A 16,045-nucleotide genomic window follows, 5' to 3' on the forward strand; every position below is an offset into this window, starting at 1 on the left:
CCATAACCCATAACCCATAACCCATAACCCGGGATACAGGCATGTGGAAGGATTCGTTTTTAATCGGCAATGAACGGGTGTCACTCAGGCTGTATCACCCAGGTGGATGCCGGGCGCCGGTGATTATTCTGTGCCATGACCTGTGTGGTGTGCAGGCGTGGATGCTGCCGGAGGTGGCCTGTTATTTCGTGGGCGCGGGCTTTGCCGTGGTGACCTTCGATTACAGAGGGTTTGGCGCCAGCGAGGGTGAGCGTGGGCGGCTGAGTATGGCGCAGCAGGAGGAAGACTTGTGCGGCGTTATCGATTGGTTACAAGAACTGAAGCACATCGACAGTAGTCGTATCGGCTTATGGGGCGTGGGGTTGGGGTGCAAGAGCCTGATAACGGCGGCATTGAAACGACCGACGGTCAGAGCGCTGACCTGTCTGCAGCCCTGGGGTAGCGGGCAGGCCTGGTTTGCCGAAAGCGAACGTGCCTGGCGTGATCTGCTGCATTTGCAGACTTACATGGAGAGAGAGCGAAAAACGACGGGCTCGGAGCTATGGCTGACACTGCCGCAGTTATTGAAAAAGCGTGAGGCGAGGCAGTTCTACCAGTTGTGTCAAAAACGTTTTCCGGACATGCCGGGGCGTCTCCCCATCGCGATTATTCAGGATATAGCGCAGTGCGATATTACCGTGCTGGCGCCGGAGGTTAAGCAGCCGACCTTTGTGGTTTTGCCGGGAGTGCAAAGCCTGTCTGAAAGAGAGGAAAGCCGGTTGTTTTATCAGGCATTGGGCGGCAGCAAAGCCCTGAGCGTGGTCGAAGGTGCCGGCTATTATGACCTTTATGCGCAGCCCCGCTTGGGGGAGGTGTTGAGAAGCCAGTTGGTCTGGTTTGAGTTCCGGTTGAAAAACGCCCGCTAAGCCATCGGCGTGCGCCGCGTCTAATGGCCCGTATCGCGAAGAGGAATGCGAGATGAGAAAATTGAGTGATTTTCCCTACCCACCCATGGGTTGCTGGGGCACGTGAGTTATTTAAAGAAAGACAATGTGCATCAGCAGATGCTGGCTTGGAGTCAGGAATGCGGCCCCCTGTACCGGCTGCGCGTCGGTGCCACATCCGCGCTGGCGGTGACGGACGTCGATATCCTCAAGGCGATATTGAAAGCCCGCCCGGACGAGTTTCGGCGCATCTGCAACATCGATTCGGTGTTTGACGAGGTGGGGATGAACGGCGTCTTCTCCTCGGAGGGGGAGCGCTGGCGATACCAGCGGGCAATGCTGCCACATCACCTGAAGAGGTTCCATGCCAACATGCAGGCCATTACCGGATGATTGCAGCGGCGCTTCGACGCGCTGGCAGAGAGCGGCGAGCCGGTTTTCTGGTGGATGAGTTCAAGCGCTATACCGTCGATATCACCACCTTCCTGGCCTTCGGCGAGGACGTGAACGTCATCGAGCGGGGCGAGAACGCCCTGTCTGCGGGTTTACGGGAGATATTCCCCGTTATCCATCAGCGTTGCCGTTCCCCCTTTCGCCGTTTGGCGGCGGTGCTAGGTTGTGTCCGGGGCGCGCTGGCGATAGTGGAAATAAAGATGGCGCTGCATGCGGTTTATGGCCGCTACTAGGTCATGGCCTTACAGCATCCTGCAGTAGTGCGTGAGTGCTTTGCCTTCACGATGTTTAAAACTTCAAGGTCAAAATCAGCAATCGTTAGCTTTCCAAGCATGGGAATGATCATGCGCTATAGTGAAGAGGAATCCGCCTGTAGGGGAGGTAATCTTTTCAGACGGTTACATCGGTTTTAATGTAGAGGGGAGATAGCATGAGTGAGCGAATAGTTCACGGCAATACGCGCCTGCTGGCGTGGTTCTGTTTAATGGTGGCGATCGTGGCGGAAGTGGTGGGAACTTCATTTATGGCCTCGGCAGCACGCGAAGGCGGATATATGGGATATGTGGTCATGGCAGTGGCTTTGGCAATTTCCTATTACTTTCTCGCTTTGTCGATTCGCAAGATAGGCGTAGGGGTCGCCTATGCCATCTGGGAAGGGCTGGGATTGATGTTATTAACTCTGGTCGGCGTTTTTATTTTCAAAGATGATATGTCCATTCAGGAACTCATCGGGCTAGGTATCGCGGTCGTGGGCATTGTCTGTGTTGCGTTGGGCGAGGAGCATTGAACATGACGGCACTCTCTATTTTTTACGTTATTATTTCCGCATTTATAGATATTTTTGCCAATGTGATGATTGCCAAATCACAGGGGTTTCGCCGCTTGGGCTGGGGTATTGGCGCTATTATCTTGGTGTGGATCGCCTTTGCTCTGCTAGGGCAGGCGGTAAAAACCATGGATCTGGCTGTCGCTTATGCTATGTGGGGTGCCATCGGCGTGACTGGCACAGCTGCATTTGGGCGAATCTTGTTTGGCCATCGACTGCGTCCTATCGGCTGGTTTGGTATTGCGGCAATCACGCTGGCGGTAATTGTGTTAACCGAGTAGCCCCTCTGCACAGCTTGCATGAGTTGCGATATGGAAGAAAGGTAAGGAGCATGTTTGATATTAGTGGTGGTAAGTTTTTACTAGTAATGATTATAGGCCTGGTTGTGTTAGGGCCCAAACGGTTGCCAGTTGTAGTTAGAACCTTTTACTGCTGGATTCGAATGTTACGGTTGATGGCCAAATCAGTGCAAACAGAACTTGCGCGTGATTTTAATCTTCATGAAATACAAGGTAGTTTAAAAAACATTGAGCATATTGACTTGGTGGATTTATGTCCTGATTTGAAAGAACCATATAATAAGTTGAAAAAAAAAGAAAAAAATATTGTTGTGGATAATAGTTATGCTGAAGACGACAGTAACCAGTTTACGGATAATGCGGTACGATCGAGATGAATAAGGTTGGCCCTAACTACTCAGGGCGCGCTGCTCTTCTATCTGGATACCAAGGCGACAAAAATATGGATGCCTTGATTTTTTCGATTGATAACTTTGAGGCTAAAATATTATGATTTTGAAATGTAAGTTCAAGATGATATTGGCATGTTTTATCTTTTGTTATAGTAGCATTGCAATTGCGCTAAATCCGATGGTTAGGTTTGGTGATTGGCGTGAAGAGCAGGGGGTGTATCGTATTGATGTAAATATATATCATTGGAGCTTAGGCGATGGATTTATTCATGATGTTATGTGCTATATAGATGATTGCTGGGTTGGGGTAGGTGCTTTTGATAGGAGAGTAAACCCCACTTCATCTCTTGGTGAAGTAATGTTTCGAGTTACTGAACGCTCGAGAACTGAGAGTTCAGCAAATATTCTTGAAAGAGATGTGGTAAATAGTAAAATATTTCCCGCTCGAGGTGTAATATCTTTAGATAAACGAGCTAATATCGAAAGAGTTTGCTTGGGAGTTGGTTTTGGCACTGCATATACAAAGTTGAATTTTGTTAGTGAATTGCAGTGCGATGTTATTCCACAACCACCACCGATCAATCCTGTTCCTGTATGTGAGATTGTCGGAAACATGACACTTGAACACGGTTCGGTAGCTAATGAAGAAATAAATGGAAATAGTGTTAAAAAAACTGTCGCATTAAATTGCAGTTCTAAAGCTAATGTTTTTATTTATATTCAAGGTGGTAATAAAATAGAACTATCTCAGGATGGGAAGCTTTTTTCATTGTTGAGTGTAAATGATCAAAATGGGGGTGTAAATATTACTGTTCCTGCAGGTAGTATGGATTTGAAATTAAAATCCACACTCAATTCAAAAGAGGCCTTCATTGAAGGAGGGGATTATAGTTCTGCGGGGATCCTTATAATGGAAGTAAGATAAAATTTTTTGACGGTAGCTCGCTACGTGATCATAATGGCAATGCAGGGAGTTTGGGACTGGATTATCGGTCGCAGATAGGGGCTATGACGATCACGCTCGGTAGCAAGGCGCGATTTGTGATGAATTACTCTGGTGCAGCATTGCCACCAGAGGCATCAGGTGATTTTCTGTCAAAGGTGCCAGTAATACCGATTGCGTGCTATTATAAAGAACCAGAATGCATCCATAACATGATGACTGCTACAGATTTAGATGTAGCATTATGGAACAGCAATGAAATTCTTTCATCTAGAATAATTATTGTGATAACTTCCTGTTAACAAATAGCCAAAACACTTTAATGATGCTATTCATAAGATTGACTAGCTCTTTCTATTAAATTAAAAAGCCGGGAGTTATCATGCTACACACAAGAGTCTGTTTTTCTATGATTTCTTGCGCCATCACTATTTTTTTTACCTCCTTACCTGCCGCAGCTTATACAGGCTGGACCTCCCCGCACAAAACCACCAAATCACAGGTGTCATGGAGCTGGACTATCTCTGATAATCCCTCCACCCCGGGAGTTGTTGATTGCAACGGCAACTCACCATATTGTGCCTTCGGGCCATACGTGCGAACCGGCCTTGGCCCCTCCGGTTCGATGTGTGATTCTGGCGGTGTTTGCTCCGTATTTGCAGAACGCTACAATGGAATAACATCGGTAAAGGTTCCTCGCGGGACAAGTTATGATGAGGCTTTCGAGGCATATGTAAAAAGGTGGGGGTGGTCGGGGACGAGCTATGCATCTTTGAGCGCATCGGATCCAAATATCGCATGGGGAAAATTATGCACAGGATTTGCTACGCTTCCCTGGGGACAGACGAGTGTTTCTAAACTGATCCCCGGGGCATCATGCGCCATGGTTACACCACCTGACATAAATTGTGAAACCAGCATCCCCGCAGAAATTGACCTGGGTACTGTTGCTGTAGGTTATATTGAAGCTGAAACAACCGTTGATGGCATCACTCAATGCAGTGCAGATAATACAGTATCAGTAAGTCTTGCCGTTCCCCCCAGCCTGGGAGGTGTTCCTGTGGAGCTTTTTATCAATGGTAAACAACTCAGCACTGCCGTTACTGCCGTTGGCAAGGGGATGAGCATTCCCCTGAAACTCCGGGCCAGCCTTCGCGGTACCATCTGGGAAGCAGGGGAATATACGAGTAATGCCGTCCTGAATATCTCATATCTTTAGATATTAACCTGTCATCGTAAGCGTCACATTTAGACCGTCTGTGCAGGCGGCTCCGGTTTCGGGAAAATAGTGTCCATCATTTTTAATGGACACTATTGCGTGAAACACAGGACATGGCTTCTCGAGGTACTTTTGAACGTTGATAACCTTTCTCCCATTGGCTATGTTACGAACATATTAGCCAAGGAAACGGGTATGGATACTGTTGAAGAGTTAGGTGGCTCATATTTCTACGCTGGAATGGAGCGCCTTAGCGCTGGTGAGCTGTTCTTCTGGGTTTTTGTGGATAAAACCATGCAGCAGCTGGGCGTCGGTGATGTGGGAGCTGTAGCGGCCATCGTCTCAGGCATGGCTATTTTACCGACCAGGCAGAAACCTGCCGGAGCCAAAAAAGGAACATCGCTCGCCAGTGTGGCTTCACGCAAGGTCTTTGGGAACGCCAAATTCCCGTATGGGATTCAGCTACCGACATTTATCGGTAATCCCGTGGAAGGCGTGAGGCGAAAGATGATCTCGAACATCGGCACCTTCGTTGGCCGGACAGTGCCGGTCGTTGGCTGGCTCATTCTTGCCTATGATGTCTCACGGATCGGCGTTGAGAGCGTTGTAGCCTATAACAAAATCGCCCGTGCTGAGGATCGCTTATGGTAACCGAGACGCTTGAAGAGCAGGTAATCGCCCTCGTCAGAAAGCATTATGGTACGGTCATCACTGGCCGCTCACCAGAGATAACGCCAGACTCTGATATTGATGCTGACATTGGCATGGAATGGGCTGAAGCAGAAGAACTGATGGAGGCGTTTTTTGAAAAGTTCTCAGTCGATAAGGCTGACTTCAATATTAAAACCTATTACCCCGATCCGCCAATGGGGATATTGATCAAAAATTTGTTCCGGCGTGAAAAGGAGCTTCCCGAAGTACCTCAATTTACCGTCAATATGCTGATCGAGTCCGCCAAGGCAGGACGTTGGTTGTACTGACATCAGCTATGCTGTGTTCAGTCAGGGAGTTGCATAATCCTTCCTCTCATTCTTCTGAAAATTTAGGAACTAAGACTTTCCCGAACACGGCCTTCGTTCACCTAGATCTGCACCGGCAGCCCGGCATCATACGCAGCCTGATACCCGTCGGTGATCTGCAGCGCATCCCCCTCCAGCCGCACGGCCGTGCCATCCGCGCGCCACAGTTGCAGACAGGTAGCTGCATGTTCGGGGCGCGCAGGGTGCGCAGCCAGCCCGTGGCTTCCATGCGCCGGCAGGAGGCGCGCAGGTTCGGTCCGTACACGGGGCGTCCCCGCCCTGCTCCAGCACCCGCCGCTGCAGCGGCGACGGCCGGCGAACCCGCCTAGTTAAAGAGGATGGGAAAGATGGCGTTCTTGAGTTTCTCAAGAGAGCCGCGAATGATGAAGCTGGATCGGATCCGAATGCAAGCTAAATAATCATGGGCGGGCCTTATTTAGGCCCGCCCTTTACTTATTGATTTTTTTCCCTTTTTGGGGTCGAAAATTACGGGTGTTTCCCTGCCGGGCTTGTCTCGGTTGACTAACCGGCTGAGGGATGTCAAGGGTGGGAATCAGTGGCGGAGCTGCGCCAAATCGTCGGTAGTTAGCCCGGTCATTTTCATTACCGAATCTCGATCAAGCCCGCTGGCCAGCATGGCGCGGGCGATTTTTAACGCCGCTTCGCGTTCGCCTTCTTGGCGCCCTTCTTGCCAACCTTCTAAGCGACCCTTTTCCAGCCCGCGTTTTTCGCCCTCAAGGCGCAGTTTCTCTGCAATTGTCATCAGCGTGTCCTCGTGTTCCGGCACTCGTGAGGCTAGGGTTGATAGTAATTCGCCCGGATTGCGGGTTTCACCAACCTGCAGCATGTAATGCATCAGCGATGTCAGCTGCTCCTGAGTAGTGTAACCGGCCAGCAGCAACGTGACCAGCTGTTCCATCAGATCGGCGAGATCGCGCTGGCGAACGTGTTTTTGCAGCAGTTCCAGAATGGCGACGCGGCGATGCTGCATGATTTGGTTGTCCGGAATGACCGTGACATCGACCAGTGGAAAATTGCCGCCGTACAGATGGCGGGCCAGAGCCGTATCGCTGAAACCCTGCAACCAGTTCATCGGATACGGGTAGGGGGTTACCTGACCATGATAAAACAGGATCGGGATCACCAGTGGCAGCTGTTCGTGGCCAGCGGTCAGATGGCGTTGCATGGCGGCAATCGCATAGCGCATCAACCGGAAAGCCATGTTTTTGTCCGGCGTCGATTGGTGCTCGATGAGGGCGTAGATGTAGCCGTCGCCCTGCCCGGTCTTCAGCGAATAGAGCACGTCGGAGTAGTAGGCGCGCAGATCGTCCTCGACGAACGAACCGGACTCCAGACGCAGGGTGCTCAGGTCGCATGCCTGGCGTAACGCCGGCGGCAGGTGTACGTCCAGAAAGTCGCGGGCGGTTTCCGGGTGCGTCAAAAACTGTTTGAACAGCGCGTCGTGCGCGGTGGGTGTCGTTTTCATCGTGGTATCCTAGCACGATCCCCTATCTTGCCCTACCCTCAGTGAAACGGTTGATAATTTCACTGTTCCTGGACTGATACCGATCCAGTGACTATGTTGGCATTGATGTCAACGCCAAGATTATTGGCAATTCTTCGCCATTTTTAATGTCTGTGATTGGTCATTAATATTGTCCGCTTTCCGCCATTTCATCGTCACTGATTGACCTGGCGTTTTTTACCAGTAATCCGGTTTTGCGTTTTTCCTTTATCCTTATGAGCATTGGATTTATAAAAACACTTAAGTGACTGGCATAATGCAGCGATGCGGGATTTTTATTTTAGTAGTTAACGGAAAATGGTCATGGCACCATGGTTGTTACAAAATTCGGCGCACCAATTAGGATGACGAACAGAAGTATGCTTCCAATGGTAATTGCTGTTGCGAGTTCATTCTTCATAGTGACATTCCCCCCTGTTATTTTGAAAGCGTACCTACAAACTCCAATGTGTCGCGATATAACTGGAATTCATCGTTATCAGAAGCTTTTTCCATTTCTGCGACTATTTGAGAAAGAATATTATCGGTGTTGACCATTTTTTTGCGAACAAGAAGACCTATGACGCATTTTCCCAGAACCATGCTCACCTGTTCTAAGTTATGCGTTTCACTATCGGTAAGGTAATGAATACTCATAAGCCCTCCAATCAATGATTTTTCGGATGTAGCCGCTAGTCCAGATGTCGTCTTTAGAGCAGGCATTCCCATCCTTAGTTTGGTTGAAAAAGCCCACCGAAGCGGGCAAAGATTCGTCTCTGGTGTATCAAGTGTTACAAAGGTTGTTATAAGGGATTGCGAACCCTGAATAACGTTTTCAGGTTAGGAATGTTCCGAAATCATGGCAAGTGATTACGCACGGTAAGGAACGAATTTAGGATTAATGCTAAAAAAAATGCCCGACAGCGGGGCGAAATTTCGTGATGATAGCTACATGAACTATTTGCATGTGACGATGAGAGGCGTGTGTCGTCTATTGGCGACACTATACCACTTTGGAGGGGGAAACAAGAAAAAAGTGCTGAAGTGAGAAATCTTAGGAGAAGTGCCATTCGAAAGCCTATGCTTTCGAAGTGATGCCGTTAGCACCATGAAAAAGCCTGCAGTGATGCGAAATACCCGTCACTTAAGCATTTTTATGAATAAAAATTCATGCCAATGCTCTAATGATAACGAAGGCATCAGGCTTACAGTTCTGTTTTGTTCTTCCGAGGCCTGAATTTTCAAGCCTCGATTCCTTAAGTGAACGGCATTTTCGCCTTACGCGGCCTTTTTATTTCTGAGGAGCAGAGCGGCAAACCTAGATTTTATCATGTCTTGATCCATGGGTTAAAAATGAGCGGTTGCTACAAGACCGCGCCACGGCGATCGCCCCTAACTATAGGACAAATCTGACAATATTGCGTTTCTGCGGCGATCACAGATCCCCGTACAGTGCGGCGAGCTCGGCCAGCGCCGCGGCGGCCGCCGGGTGCTCCAGCTGCGTCAGCAGCTCGGTCTCGAGCGCGGTGAAGGTGTCCGGCGCCAGCCGCAGCCGTAAATTCGGCAGCACCAGACCGATGTCGCCGCTCTCCGGCACATGCAGAGAGACATGCCGCCCCTGATAGCTGCGGGTGCGATCGCCGTGCTGGCGCGCGCGCAGCATGCGGCGCAGCTCGGCGAACACCGGCCAGCCGAAGGTCGACTGGAAGAGCGCGCCGCTGAGGTGCAGGGACAGGTACGGCGGCAGGCTGTCGTCGGAGCCCGGATAGGCGCCCTGCCCGGCGACGATCTCCACCGTGGCGCGGAGCTCGCCGGCGGCGGCGGTAAGCTGCAGGCGCTCCACGAAGGGCGCGGTCAGCGCCAGGTACTCGGCCAGCGCCGGATCGTCGGCGCGCTGCGCGGCGACCGCCAGCGGGAAGATCGCCCGCAGCCGCACCGGGGTGCAGGCGCGGGTCAGCGCCTCGTCGCTGAAGTCGTCGAGGTTCAGCACGCCGCTGGCCAGCGGCCGGGCGAAGAACTCGGCGCTGCCGGCCGGCGGGGTGCGTGTCGCCGTAAAGCGGTCACGCATCGCCTGCAGCCAGTCCTCGCCGCGCAGGCCGAAGGTGCGCCGGTAATAGTGGGGATCGACATCGAGCCCGCCGCCCACCGCCGCCTCCAGCAGCGCGTCGGTGATCAGCAGCAGCGCGGACAGCGGCGCCCGGTTGACCGGCCCGCGGCCCTCGCGGTAGGCGATCTGCGCCTGGGTGAACAGCCAGCGCAGTTCGGCGCGGCTCAGCGCCTGACCGTCGACGGTTTCCGCGCGCACGATCTTGTGGTACAGCTGGCTCAGGGTGGTGTACGGCGCCGCGCAGAGCGCGCGGTATTCGTCGCCGGCGACCGAGGTGGCCAGCGTTTGCTGCAGCAGACGTTCGGCCAGGGTGTTGACCGGCACCGCTTCGGCGGCGGCCCGGTTTTTCAGGGCGGCGATCAGGGATTTCGGAAAGCGTAGGTTCATCTGGCTTAGCATGGTGGCATCCTGCTGTTATAGGGATATATTGTGATGATAGCAAAATACTATAAAGCAGAAATGAAAATTACACTGCTATGCTAAATGTAGATAGCTTCATTTTAATTCGATAGCAACAATGACCATTGCTAACCATTTGGCTGGCCTGCTAGTGAAACTCCGGTCGGCGTTTTTGCGTCGCAGATCCGAAAACTCCCATTCTCGGATCTGCGGATCGTCACCCTGCCCCGCGGCGCTGGCTGGCACAACATGTGGTGACTTAGTCAGCTGCTATTGCTACCAGATGTTGTGTTTTCGGGGGCAGATCGTCAGCGCGCGCGGCAGGCGAAAAACGGGGATGCCGGCGCCCTGCCCCTGTGCTACCCTACCGAAAACCCCCTGTCAGGAAAAAGTCGGATCAGGACGGGCGGGCGTGTAGTAATTGCGGTGAGTGGTTATTATTACAGTTATTATTTTATAAGATATTTTTGCGATAGGTGATTTTTCCTGTCGGTATTATCGTGCAGTGCATCATCCGTGAGTTTACCGGGTGACGATTTCAATATGTGATAGTCACTAAAAGGAATATTACGCATGACATCCAAACCGTCGCAGGAATTTGGCACGTCCTGGGCCGTGCTCGCGGAACTGGAAAACAGTGGGCACACTCAGGACTGTCTGTGGATCAAGGCGGGATTCGGCAATGGCAATACTGGAGAGTGGGATTTATCCGAACCGGTGGCGGTCATCAGCGGCGACAGTCGTACACTGGCGGTCAAGGGCAGTGACGGTGCCTGGCATACCACGTCGGGGTACGACATACCGAATGCGCCCGGTGCACCGACACCTACCGTCACTCCGGGTAACGGTGTGTACTACCTGCCGGACTGCGTGCCACAACTCGAACTATTTCAGCCCCGATAAACAGGACGTTAAATGAACCGCGTAGCGGTTGGCAGGCACGTCCGGCACCGACGGAATTGAAGGAAAGATAATGAGCAAGGTACAACAGCATTTTATTGACGAGACGGAGGCGCTGGCCATGTTTGATCCGCAGGAAGGGCCCGACCAGGAATCTCCGATGGTCGAGTGGATTTTGGCGACCTATCCCGGTATCGAGGAAGGGACAGAGGAATGGGAACAAGCCGAACAGGAATATTGCGACTGGAGCGATTTGAGATCCGCTATTCTTGAACAGGTCTGGTTTGAGGACTCGCTGAATGACATCGGCGATCGCTATGCGCATGCGCTTGCTGAACTGGATAATCTGCAGCCATTACAGGCTGACGAACAGCCGGGTATCGTGCGGCGCCTGGCGTATGCACATTGCGTAACGGTCATGGAGGCCTTCCTGATGTATGCCGCGTGCGCATTGCTGAATTACCCTGCTCTCCTGGCGCGGTTCCACGAAAAAAAATCGGCATTTTTACGCGAGGATATCGTTAAGTCCCTGGATGCTGCATATCGACGTGAGAGGGATAATCACGAGCCGTGTATATGGCACGGGCGTGAAGTGCCAGATCAAAACGAACTGGAATGGACCGGTGAGACCTTGGCAGACCGTCAGATTTACAAAAGCAGGGCACAGGCAGCAATCGGCGCGCTGGCATTTCATAACCTCAAACGGATTAAAAGCTATTTCACCGCCATGCTGACCACCCCGCCCGACTGGCCATTGGACGAAATACTGGAGGATCTGATCACTACCCGCCAGGATCTGGTGCACCGTAACGGCGTGACGCGGTTCAATCAACCCATCACCATCGCGCCGGGTGATGTGGCCCGTGCCGTGGATACGGTGCGCCGCGTCATTACGCTGGCGCATGACGACTTACAGGCTGAAGTGGCGCGCTACCTCAAAACCGAAGAGGGATTCTGACCGGCATGCGGTGGCAGAATTGAAAGGGCAACTTTTGCCGGTTATTGAAGGAGTAGTAGGAGATGGACAAGGCATTACGTATCACGTTGGGGCAGCGCACCTTTACCAGCAAGAAAGCGGGCGTGGCATATTTTATGGATCAGCGCGACGCGGTCAGGGCGGGCGGCACGCTGACCGCCGGCGAACTGTTTGAGGAGCTCCGGGAGCTGTACACGCGCTATTGCGACAGCAGCCCGGAGTGGGCGCTCAATGGCCGGGAGATCACCGGTTTCGTCGTGGATCTTGAACGCCGCAGAAACGGCGCCACCTGGGCACAACACCTGTGCTACAAGGTCTGTTTCTCCAACCGGGAAGTGCGGCCGTTCTCGATCGACAAGGCGCTGTCGGCCCTGTCCCGGAGCGGCGTACCATCCCAGCCAACACAGACAGTAACCGATGAACGCTAAGCGGCTTGCCGGCCGGCCGCGCCAGGAGGTCACATGACGTTTCCGAGCCTTCCCGGTCACCCGTTCGCGCCGTTGCCGCTCGCCGGCGCCCCGGCGATGCCGGTGGCCATCGATTATCCGGCGGCGTTGGCGCTGCGCCAGATGGCGCTCGAGCACGGCGACTACCCGCAGTACCTGCTTGCCGTCGAAGTGATCGCCCTGCTCCACTATATTCCCGATCTGTATCAGCACAGCCTGATCGCCACGTTGTGGAACAGCGGCGCGCGCATCAACGAGGCGCTGGCGCTGACGCGGGCGCATTTTTCGTTGCAGGGCCCCTACCCTTATGTGTCGCTGGCGACGCTGAAGCAACGACAGGCGAGCGCCCAGCGCGGCGCCGGCGCGCCGCCGAAGAAGGAGCCGGTGCGCCGTCTGGTGCCCCTGTCCGATCCGCAGTATGTCAACCTGCTGCACAGCCTGTTCGCCACCTTCAAGATCCCGCTGGCGCCGCGCGACAAATCCGGTCGCGCATTGCCGGCCGAGCCCATCTGGCGCGTGACCGATCGCACCGTGCGCAGCTGGCTGAATGAGGCGGTGGCGCGCGCCGCGGCCGACGGGGTGCAGTTCTCGCTGCAGGTCTCGCCGAAAACGCTGCGTCACAGCTATGCGATGCACCTTCTGTACGGCGGCGTGCCGCTCAAGGTGCTGCAGGGGCTCATGGGGCACAAGAGTCTCAAGTCGACCGAGGTGTATACCAAGGTGTTCGCCCTGGATGTGGCGGCGCAGCAGCGCGTACAGTTCTCGATGCCGGGGGCGGAGGCGGTGGCGATCCTTAAAGGTCGGCGCTGAATGGCCGATAGGTGAAAACAGGCAGGCCGGTCAAATGACCGGCCTATTTTTTTCCCTGGTGTTTTCTGGCGTACTGCATGGTTGGTGTCTCAGATGTTTAGTAACTCTAAACAAGTTTGATGTTAAGTGATGCTAAACATGTCGTCAATCCCTTATCTGACGACAGCCTATGGTTCCTCAACGACTGAAAGCCGCGCGCCGGCGAGCCGGACTCACCCAGGAAAAACTGGGGGTGCTGGCCGGTATCGATGAGTCCACCGCACGCTCGCGGATCTCCCAGTACGAAAGCGGCACCTACACGCCGGCGTTCACGACGATGTGCGCCCTGGCACGTGTGCTGAACGTGCCGGAGTGCTATTTTTATATTCTTGATGATGAATTTGCAGATAAGGTACTGGGATTATATGATTCCGGGAGTATATGATTTCATGCTCACATGATTCCATAATCACATGATTATAGAATCATGTGATTATTTGATTATTCATTATCTTTCAGCCAGTTACTGATTAGTTCTATAGTGATTTCGGTCATTTCTTTATCTTGCTTCATACAAGCCAGCTTAAACCTTTTATGCAGGTCTTCATCGATGTTCATCTGCAGCTTCTTTGTCAGTCCTTTTGGTGTCTGTATTGCATGCAAAGCAGTGTCCAGCTGCTTATGTTTTCCCAGTTTCATCTTCATTGGATCAGCTCCAGGATTTCTTTGGTCATTACATCAATTTCTCCTTTCGCCTGGCTGTCTGTCGTGTCGTAGACGGTGCCGCCATCCAGCATGGTTCTGATGTATGCTTGCCGCTGGCCAGTCCCTGTTTTCAATGCCGGAATGCCAGTATCGGCAATGGACTCTTTGAGGACTTCAAGCATTTTTGCAGACGACACTTTTTTGGTTATCAGGAACCGGGCAGTTATAGGTTGTAGATTCTGTCTCGCTTCAATAACAGCAATAATTGCGCTGCAGGCTGCAAAGTCTAACGGTGAAGGCGTTACCGGGATTAAAACGAGGTCGCTAACCATCACAGCAGCAGATGAGATTGCCGAAATTGCAGCGGCCCCATCAATGATGATGAAGTCATAACCTGTGAGCTGTTTCCGAACTGTGTAAACTTCCTTCTCGGAAGACGCTTCCGCCAGGTCGAACCTGCATTTATCTTCCTCATACCAGTTGCCAATACTTGCCTGTGGGTCAGTATCGACTACAACTACGCGGAATCCTTGCCTCGCCAGGCAGGTTGCAACGTTGATAGACGTCGTTGTCTTCCCGACCCCCCCTTTACCATTCAAAAATGAAATAACGTTAGTTTTCATACATAACCTCACTGTAGAATAATCCTGTAATCCTGTAATCCTGTAATCCTGTAATCCTGTAATCCTGTAATCCTTGGCGGATCTCCGATTAGAATCACATAGTTATTTGATTATGTAAATATGTGATTACATGATTATGTAATCTTGTGATTATGTAATTCTTCCCTCCTGCCCTCCTGCCCTCCGCAATATTGCAATCACGTAATCATGTAATCATGTAATCATGTAATCCTGTGATTTTATGATTCTGTAATTTTTTAAGGCTATGGCCAAGAACCTCTGTGTTGCCGTTGTTTCCATTGCAGCGTCACCCATTAACTCGCCGCGCCTAACATAGCCTCGCCTTGGTCTGCGGCAAGTATTCGCTACCGCCGGCTGCTTTACCCGTTCGCACTCCCTCCACGTTGTTCCAGTCGCTTGCGCATGCGGCTTCAGCAGCCGTACCTGCCTCATCCCTTGCCGGCGTGGCTAGTTCTTGCGCTATGGCGAGAAATGGGTTCTCGCCTCCATAGGGAGACAACACCGTGAACAACCAACTTTCCTTCGATGCTTTGCTGACTACTGAAGCGCCTGTGAAAAATGAATCAAGAACCACGCCCAGTGAAGCCAGGAAACTATTTATCAAAACATTCTCGTGCGTTGCTACTTACCACCGGCGCCTCGATGTTTTCCGCGACTTTATTCGGCTGGCTGCTAATGAACTTGACCTGGCACGCGTGCGATCGGAGGAGGGGAGGGAAGAGGCAATGCAGATTTGTAAACGGTATGAGGCTGCTGATTTAGAAAAGATGCAGCATTTGTTCTGTTTCTTGGTCGATGCGTTGGAAGCCGGAATGCATGACCTTTTGGGCGGTGTATTCATGGAACTGGAATTCGGCGCCGCATCAATGGGGCAGTTTTTCACGCCGCTTGAACTTTCGCGCTTGATGGCAAGGCTGACAATCGGAGAACACATTAACGAGCTGAAGCAGCGACCGTTTATTACGTTGGATGAGCCGGCCAGCGGATCGGGAGGAATGGTGATTGCTGCGGCTGAGCACTTGTTAACGCAAGGCTATAATCCTCAGCAGCAGTTGTATATTCGTTGTACGGATATCGATCCGATGGCAGCAGATATGTGTTTTGTACAGCTCGCATTATTGGGGTTACCTGCAACTGTTTATACCGGCAATACCTTATCCATGAGTATGACAAAGGTCCGTCATACGCCGATTTATTACATCAATGGATGGGGTGAGAAACTTCGTCTGGTTGATATCGCAATGAGATTCCGAAAGGTGCTGCAGGCGGTTTAGTTTTAGGGAAGGGGGGCAATCCCCCTTTTTGGCTTTTGGTTTCCGGCGACATTGGGTCGCCAAAAACCAACGTTCAGTCGCTTGCAGCCGGCGATGCCGGCGCCGCTCTCACTGCCCGGCCGCTTATGCGGCCGTTCGCTAAGGCAGCCAGGCTAAAGGCCTGGCACTTTCTGGTGTATCCCCTCAGGCCCGGCATCCGCGCAGAGAGACTGTCCCCGTGACAGACG

General features: G+C 52.3%; 21 protein-coding genes and 2 pseudogenes. 16 read left to right on the forward strand and 7 right to left on the reverse strand.

From position 1 onward, the window contains the following. Window positions 1-41 precede the first annotated feature (41 nt). The 10 genes from ACOWVD_RS24305 to ACOWVD_RS24350 all read left to right on the forward strand — a co-directional run bounded on the left by ACOWVD_RS24305 (window position 42) and on the right by ACOWVD_RS24350 (window position 6,035). Window positions 42-905, forward strand: coding sequence for an alpha/beta hydrolase (locus ACOWVD_RS24305; RefSeq protein ID WP_421105902.1), 864 nt, complete (start codon window positions 42-44; stop codon window positions 903-905). A gap of 102 nt (window positions 906-1,007) precedes the next feature. After that, complete coding sequence (locus tag ACOWVD_RS24310; RefSeq protein ID WP_421116422.1) at window positions 1,008-1,316, forward strand: cytochrome P450; 309 nt, start codon at window positions 1,008-1,010, stop codon at window positions 1,314-1,316. Beyond that, the gene (locus ACOWVD_RS24315) at window positions 1,313-1,609 is read left to right on the forward strand and encodes a hypothetical protein (RefSeq protein ID WP_421105904.1); all 297 of its coding nucleotides are present in this window, start codon (window positions 1,313-1,315) and stop codon (window positions 1,607-1,609) included. Before ACOWVD_RS24310 ends, ACOWVD_RS24315 begins: the two co-directional genes overlap by 4 nt. Before the next feature lie 197 nt (window positions 1,610-1,806). Further along, window positions 1,807-2,163, forward strand: a complete 357-nt coding sequence (locus ACOWVD_RS24320; RefSeq protein ID WP_421105905.1) for a DMT family transporter — start codon at window positions 1,807-1,809, stop codon at window positions 2,161-2,163. Between the two features lie 2 nt (window positions 2,164-2,165). Then, window positions 2,166-2,483, forward strand: a complete 318-nt coding sequence (locus ACOWVD_RS24325) for a DMT family transporter (protein ID WP_421105906.1) — start codon at window positions 2,166-2,168, stop codon at window positions 2,481-2,483. A 50-nt stretch (window positions 2,484-2,533) separates the two neighbouring features. Then, window positions 2,534-2,878, forward strand: coding sequence for a Sec-independent protein translocase protein TatB (tatB, locus tag ACOWVD_RS24330; RefSeq protein WP_421105907.1), 345 nt, complete (start codon window positions 2,534-2,536; stop codon window positions 2,876-2,878). A gap of 229 nt (window positions 2,879-3,107) precedes the next feature. After that, window positions 3,108-3,818, forward strand: coding sequence for a hypothetical protein (locus ACOWVD_RS24335; protein WP_421105908.1), 711 nt, complete (start codon window positions 3,108-3,110; stop codon window positions 3,816-3,818). Between the two features lie 400 nt (window positions 3,819-4,218). Continuing rightward, on the forward strand, window positions 4,219-5,055 hold the full coding sequence (locus ACOWVD_RS24340) for a hypothetical protein (protein ID WP_421105909.1): 837 nt from the start codon (window positions 4,219-4,221) through the stop codon (window positions 5,053-5,055). Window positions 5,056-5,250: 195 nt separating this feature from the next. Then, window positions 5,251-5,706, forward strand: a complete 456-nt coding sequence (locus ACOWVD_RS24345) for an STM2901 family protein (RefSeq protein WP_421105910.1) — start codon at window positions 5,251-5,253, stop codon at window positions 5,704-5,706. Continuing rightward, window positions 5,700-6,035 (forward strand): DUF1493 family protein, encoded by a 336-nt coding sequence (locus ACOWVD_RS24350; protein ID WP_421105911.1) that lies wholly within the window; start codon window positions 5,700-5,702, stop codon window positions 6,033-6,035. Before ACOWVD_RS24345 ends, ACOWVD_RS24350 begins: the two co-directional genes overlap by 7 nt. Window positions 6,036-6,216: 181 nt before the next feature. On the opposite strand, the pseudogene ACOWVD_RS24355 reads toward ACOWVD_RS24350, so the two are convergent. From ACOWVD_RS24355 to ACOWVD_RS24375, 5 genes and pseudogenes are all read right to left on the reverse strand, one after another. Then, window positions 6,217-6,443, reverse strand: a pseudogene (locus tag ACOWVD_RS24355) (hypothetical protein); the annotation flags it as partial. Between the two features lie 184 nt (window positions 6,444-6,627). After that, window positions 6,628-7,560: an Rpn family recombination-promoting nuclease/putative transposase gene (locus ACOWVD_RS24360; RefSeq protein ID WP_421105912.1), complete on the reverse strand. Its 933-nt coding sequence runs from the start codon at window positions 7,558-7,560 to the stop codon at window positions 6,628-6,630. 163 nt (window positions 7,561-7,723) lie between these two features. Continuing rightward, window positions 7,724-7,813, reverse strand: a pseudogene (locus tag ACOWVD_RS24365) (AAA family ATPase); the annotation flags it as partial. Window positions 7,814-8,016: 203 nt separating this feature from the next. Next, window positions 8,017-8,301 carry a hypothetical protein gene (locus ACOWVD_RS24370; RefSeq protein ID WP_421105913.1) on the reverse strand — a complete coding sequence of 95 codons (285 nt, stop codon included), beginning with the start codon at window positions 8,299-8,301 and terminating at the stop codon, window positions 8,017-8,019. 712 nt (window positions 8,302-9,013) lie between these two features. After that, entirely contained in the window at window positions 9,014-10,084 is a 1,071-nt protein-coding gene (locus tag ACOWVD_RS24375; RefSeq protein ID WP_421105914.1) for a hypothetical protein, read from the reverse strand. Window positions 10,085-10,657: 573 nt separating this feature from the next. Between ACOWVD_RS24375 and ACOWVD_RS24380 the strand changes: the two genes are divergently transcribed. From ACOWVD_RS24380 to ACOWVD_RS24400, 5 genes are all read left to right on the forward strand, one after another. Then, window positions 10,658-10,987 carry a hypothetical protein gene (locus ACOWVD_RS24380; protein ID WP_421105915.1) on the forward strand — a complete coding sequence of 110 codons (330 nt, stop codon included), beginning with the start codon at window positions 10,658-10,660 and terminating at the stop codon, window positions 10,985-10,987. Between the two features lie 70 nt (window positions 10,988-11,057). Further along, window positions 11,058-11,942 (forward strand): hypothetical protein, encoded by an 885-nt coding sequence (locus tag ACOWVD_RS24385; RefSeq protein ID WP_421105916.1) that lies wholly within the window; start codon window positions 11,058-11,060, stop codon window positions 11,940-11,942. Window positions 11,943-12,004: 62 nt separating this feature from the next. Further along, the gene (locus tag ACOWVD_RS24390) at window positions 12,005-12,388 is read left to right on the forward strand and encodes a hypothetical protein (RefSeq protein ID WP_421105917.1); all 384 of its coding nucleotides are present in this window, start codon (window positions 12,005-12,007) and stop codon (window positions 12,386-12,388) included. Window positions 12,389-12,421: 33 nt separating this feature from the next. Continuing rightward, on the forward strand, window positions 12,422-13,216 hold the full coding sequence (locus ACOWVD_RS24395) for a tyrosine-type recombinase/integrase (protein WP_421105918.1): 795 nt from the start codon (window positions 12,422-12,424) through the stop codon (window positions 13,214-13,216). A 169-nt stretch (window positions 13,217-13,385) separates the two neighbouring features. Continuing rightward, window positions 13,386-13,640 (forward strand): helix-turn-helix transcriptional regulator, encoded by a 255-nt coding sequence (locus ACOWVD_RS24400; RefSeq protein ID WP_421105919.1) that lies wholly within the window; start codon window positions 13,386-13,388, stop codon window positions 13,638-13,640. A 56-nt stretch (window positions 13,641-13,696) separates the two neighbouring features. Here the strand turns inward: ACOWVD_RS24400 and ACOWVD_RS24405 are convergent, their stop codons facing one another. Further along, window positions 13,697-13,900: a plasmid partition protein ParG gene (locus ACOWVD_RS24405; RefSeq protein WP_129993716.1), complete on the reverse strand. Its 204-nt coding sequence runs from the start codon at window positions 13,898-13,900 to the stop codon at window positions 13,697-13,699. Next, window positions 13,897-14,523, reverse strand: coding sequence for a ParA family partition ATPase (parA, locus tag ACOWVD_RS24410; RefSeq protein WP_285143094.1), 627 nt, complete (start codon window positions 14,521-14,523; stop codon window positions 13,897-13,899). Before parA ends, ACOWVD_RS24405 begins: the two co-directional genes overlap by 4 nt. Window positions 14,524-15,047: 524 nt before the next feature. On the opposite strand from parA, the gene ACOWVD_RS24415 reads away from it, so the two are divergent. Next, a complete protein-coding gene (locus ACOWVD_RS24415; RefSeq protein WP_306686673.1) occupies window positions 15,048-15,818 on the forward strand; it encodes an N-6 DNA methylase in 771 nt (256 codons plus the stop codon). Window positions 15,819-16,045: the final 227 nt, after the last annotated feature.

The sequence above is a fragment of the Serratia sp. SA088 genome (assembly GCF_049065515.1).
Taxonomy (GTDB): Bacteria; Pseudomonadota; Gammaproteobacteria; order Enterobacterales; family Enterobacteriaceae; genus Serratia; species Serratia nematodiphila.